Raw genomic sequence first — 3,774 nt, 5'->3', positions numbered from 1 at the left:
CTTGTGGCGGGACGGTCGTCCGGGGAACGATGGGCTCCAAATGCGATCACCCTGGGCCGAAGGCCCGCAAGGGCACCAGCGCTCGCAAGCTTCTTGCGCGAAGGCGGCGTTGATGTTCTGTTCAAGAGCGCCCGGGACGGGCATCACTGGCACAACTGGCGCGACCCGTTGCGCGACGGGCTCGTGCGGGTGCTGCGGTCCGGAAGCAAGGACGAAGACGGCTGACGGAGCGCGCCCCCGGCCCGCTCCCGCCGCAAGGGGGAACGGGGAGAATGGCACAACGCATTGTCAACATCGGCCTGTCGCTCGGCGCCGACATCTGCTGGCCGATCGCCTATGAGAGCCTCTTCGAGGCGCTCGATCTCGACATCCGCCTCGGGGGCGACCGGCTGAACTTCCATTGCGAGCGGGTGACGATCGAGCCCTTCGACCTGCGCCAGCCGGTCAAGTACGACGTGGTGATCGACCGGCTGACGCATTGGTATTCGATCAGCCGGGAATGGATCAAGAAGGCGATCCTCCTGAACGACCTCTATGTCTACAACAACCCCTGGTCGATCCAGGCCAACGAGAAGCACACCTCCTACGCGGCGATGATGCGGCTGGGGCTGCCGGTGCCCGATACCTGGATGCTGCCGGCCAAGGCCTACGCGCACGCCGACGACCTCGAGCCCACCCTGCGGCAATACGCCAAGATGTTCTCGCTGAAGGAGATTGGCGAGAAGATGGGCTATCCCTTCTTCATGAAGCCCTATCACGGCGGCGGCTGGCGCGGCGTGACGCGGATCAACGACCTCGCCGATTTCCAGCGCGCCTATGACGCCAGCGGCACCGACCTGATGAACATCCAGAAGGCGGTGGTCCCCTACGACTGGTTCGTGCGCTGCGTCGGGCTCGGGCCGCAGCTGCGCAAGGTCAATTACGACCCCTCCGCGCCGCTGCACGACCGCTACACCATGGACATCGACTTCCTGTCGCCGGAGGACGCGAGCCTGCTGGAAGACACCACGCTGACGATCAACGCCTTCTTCGGCTGGGACTTCAATTCCTGCGAGGCGCTGGCCAAGGGCGGCACCTGGTATCCGATCGACTTCGCCAATGCCTGCCCCGACAGCCAGGTGACCTCGCTGCACTACCATTTCCCCTGGCTGATCAAGGCCAACCTGCGCTGGTCGATCTTCGCCGCCGCCACCGAGCGGCCGATGCGCCGGAACCTCGACTGGGAACCCTTCTACAAGGTCGCCGACCGCGACCTGCCGCCCCGCGAGCGCCTCAGCGAATACGCCAAGATCGCCCACGAGCGCTTCGAGACCGAGAAGTTCCGCGACTTCTGCCGCAGCCATCTCGGCCATCTCGACGAGCTCGCCTACGAGTTCTTCGGCAGCGACAAGCTGCGGGACGCGATCCGCCAGAAGGTGACCGCGCTCTTCCCCGCCCACGAGATCGACGAGTTCACCGAGCTATTCTGGTCCCGCGTTCAGCTCTGGCGCGAGCAGGAGGGGGCGCGCGGCGATGAAAACGGCTTCTAGGTGGTTCTCGCCCCGCATCGAGCAGGAGATCTCGCTGGTGCGCTGGGGCCATTGGGGCCAGCCGGTGCTGCTCTTCCCCACCGCCGGCGGCGACGCCGAGGAGGTCGAGCGCATGCATCTGATCGGCGCGCTGGGGCCGCTGATCGAGGCCGGCCGCATCAAGGTCTATTCCTGCGACAGCCTCGCGGGTCGCGCGCTCGCCTCCAAGACCGGCTCGCCGGAATACCGCTGCAAGCTGCTCAACCGCTTCGAGGAATGCGTCGCCGAGGAGATCGTGCCGGCGATCCGCACCGATTGCTCTGACGGCGGCATCGAGATCGTCGCCGCGGGCGCCTCGATCGGCGCCTTCAAGGCGCTGGCGGTCGCCTGCCGCTACCCTTGGGCCTTCCGCGCCGCCATCGGCATGAGCGGCACCTACGACCTCGAGAGCCTGCTCGGCTTCCGCGGCACCGAGGATTACTATTTCTCCGCCCCCATCGCCTTCCTGCCCAACCTCGGCCCGGGGCCGATGCTCGACGCCCTGCGCCGGCGCTTCGTGATCCTCGCCTACGGCCAGGGACGCTGGGAGAACCCCGAGGAGAGCTGGCGGCTCGCCAATGTGCTCGGCGCCAAGGGCATCCCCAACCGCGTCGACCCCTGGGGGCCGGAATACGACCACGACTGGCCGAGCTGGCGCGCGATGCTGCCGGTCTATCTCGACGAGATCGTCGCATGAGGGACCGCCGATGAACGTCATCTTTCTCGAACCGGGCTTTCCCGCCAACCAGCGGCTCTTCGTCCGCGCCCTCGCCTCGGTCGGGGCCAATGTCATCGGCGTCGGCGACCGGCCCTACGACTGGCTCGACGACGAGCTGAAGTCCTGGCTGGGCGGCTACCAGCAGATCGCCAACGTCACCGACGAGGGCGCGCTGGAATGGGCGGTGCGCGAGGTCCAGAGCCGGGTCTGGGTCGACCGGCTCGAGGCCGTGGTCGAGGCCCATGTCATGGCCGCGGCGCATGTGCGCGAGATCTGCACCATCCCCGGCATCTCGGCGCGCACCGCCTATCTCTGCCGCGACAAGGTGGCGATGAAGGAGGTGCTGCGCAAGGCGGGCGTGCCGACCGCGGCCTCCGCGGGCGTGGCGAGCCCGGCGGAGGCGCGGGACTTCGCGCGCGCCGTGGGCTTTCCGATCATCCTCAAGCCGCGCGACGCCGCCGGTGCCTCGGGCACCTATCTCGCCCGCGACGCGGGCGAGCTCGACCGGGTGGCGCGGGCGAGCGGGCTCGCCGATGGCGCGCCGGCCGCGATCGAGGAATTCATCGAGGGCCACGAGGGCTTCTACGACACGCTCGCCATCGACGGCGCGGTCGGCCACGACTTCATCAGCCATTATTATCCCAACGTGCTCGACGGCATGCGCACGCGCTGGATCTCGCCGCAGATCGTCGCCACCAACCGGATGGATTCGTCCGGCTACGACGAGGTCAAGGAGATGGGCCGCCGGGTGATCGGGGCGCTCGGCATCGGCACCGCGGCGACCCATATGGAATGGTTCTTCGGGCCCAGGGGCCTGAAGTTCTCCGAGATCGGCTGCCGCCCGCCCGGCGTCGGGCAATGGGACAGCTATTGCGCGGGCAACGATTTCGACCTCTACCGCGAATGGGCCATGGCCGTCTGCCACGGCCGGACCGACCGCCGGCCGTCCCGGCGCTACGCCTGCGGCATCATCGCGCTCAGGCCCGACCGCGACGGCCGCATCCTCGGCTACGAGGGCGCCGAGGAGATCTGGCGCCGCTACGGCGATCTGGTGGTCGGCCACCACTTCCCCGCCGCCGGCACGCCGACCCAGCCGGTCGAGGCCGGCTTCATGGCCAATGCCTGGATGCGGGTGCGCCACCCCGATTACGACGAGCTGCGCCGCATCCTCGACGAGATCGGCGCCACGATCCAGGTGCGCGCGGGATAGCGCGCACCAGCACCGGACCCTCGCGGATCCGGCAAGGACAAATCCGTGCGCCCGCCGGCAGGCGCGCGCGGATTACCCACCGCTGGTGCAACCCGACCCGCCTCGGTCTCCGCGCGCGCGCTCCAACCGACGAACTGGCGCGAGGCGATGCCGCGCCATGGCCGGTTCGCAATGCCCCACCCGCTCGTCTGGATGCCTTCTGCCAGCGGCCCTCGCTGTCGACTCCGGTTTCTCCCGCGGCCCAGGTGTCCCCGGCCCGATCGACCCGTGGCGATCGGGCCGCGCCGGCCCTGCCGGGG

Annotated in this window: 4 protein-coding genes; all 4 read left to right on the top strand. The window is 68.7% G+C overall.

Annotation, left to right across the window (positions count from 1 at the left end; all coding sequences use genetic code 11):
* Positions 1-225: hypothetical protein (locus V7050_RS19395; RefSeq protein WP_324370351.1), on the top strand; the 225-nt coding region annotated here is incomplete at its 5' end.
* Positions 226-272: 47 nt separating this feature from the next.
* Positions 273-1,529, top strand: coding sequence for an ATP-grasp domain-containing protein (locus V7050_RS19390; protein ID WP_324370353.1), 1,257 nt, complete (start codon positions 273-275; stop codon positions 1,527-1,529).
* On the top strand, positions 1,513-2,244 hold the full coding sequence (locus V7050_RS19385) for an esterase family protein (RefSeq protein ID WP_324370355.1): 732 nt from the start codon (positions 1,513-1,515) through the stop codon (positions 2,242-2,244). Before V7050_RS19390 ends, V7050_RS19385 begins: the two co-directional genes overlap by 17 nt.
* A 10-nt stretch (positions 2,245-2,254) precedes the next feature.
* Complete coding sequence (locus V7050_RS19380; RefSeq protein WP_324370357.1) at positions 2,255-3,475, top strand: ATP-grasp domain-containing protein; 1,221 nt, start codon at positions 2,255-2,257, stop codon at positions 3,473-3,475.
* Positions 3,476-3,774: the final 299 nt, after the last annotated feature.

It is taken from the genome of Amaricoccus sp. (genome assembly GCF_036846665.1).
In the GTDB taxonomy this organism is placed as follows: Bacteria; Pseudomonadota; Alphaproteobacteria; order Rhodobacterales; family Rhodobacteraceae; genus Amaricoccus.
This window is presented reverse-complemented; position numbering and strand designations above follow the sequence as displayed.

Coding starts and splice junctions, on each gene's coding strand:
- V7050_RS19390 (WP_324370353.1), top strand. CDS start 273: ATGGCACAACGCATTGTCAACATCGGCCTGTCGCTCGGCGCCGACATC.
- V7050_RS19385 (WP_324370355.1), top strand. CDS start 1,513: ATGAAAACGGCTTCTAGGTGGTTCTCGCCCCGCATCGAGCAGGAGATC.
- V7050_RS19380 (WP_324370357.1), top strand. CDS start 2,255: ATGAACGTCATCTTTCTCGAACCGGGCTTTCCCGCCAACCAGCGGCTC.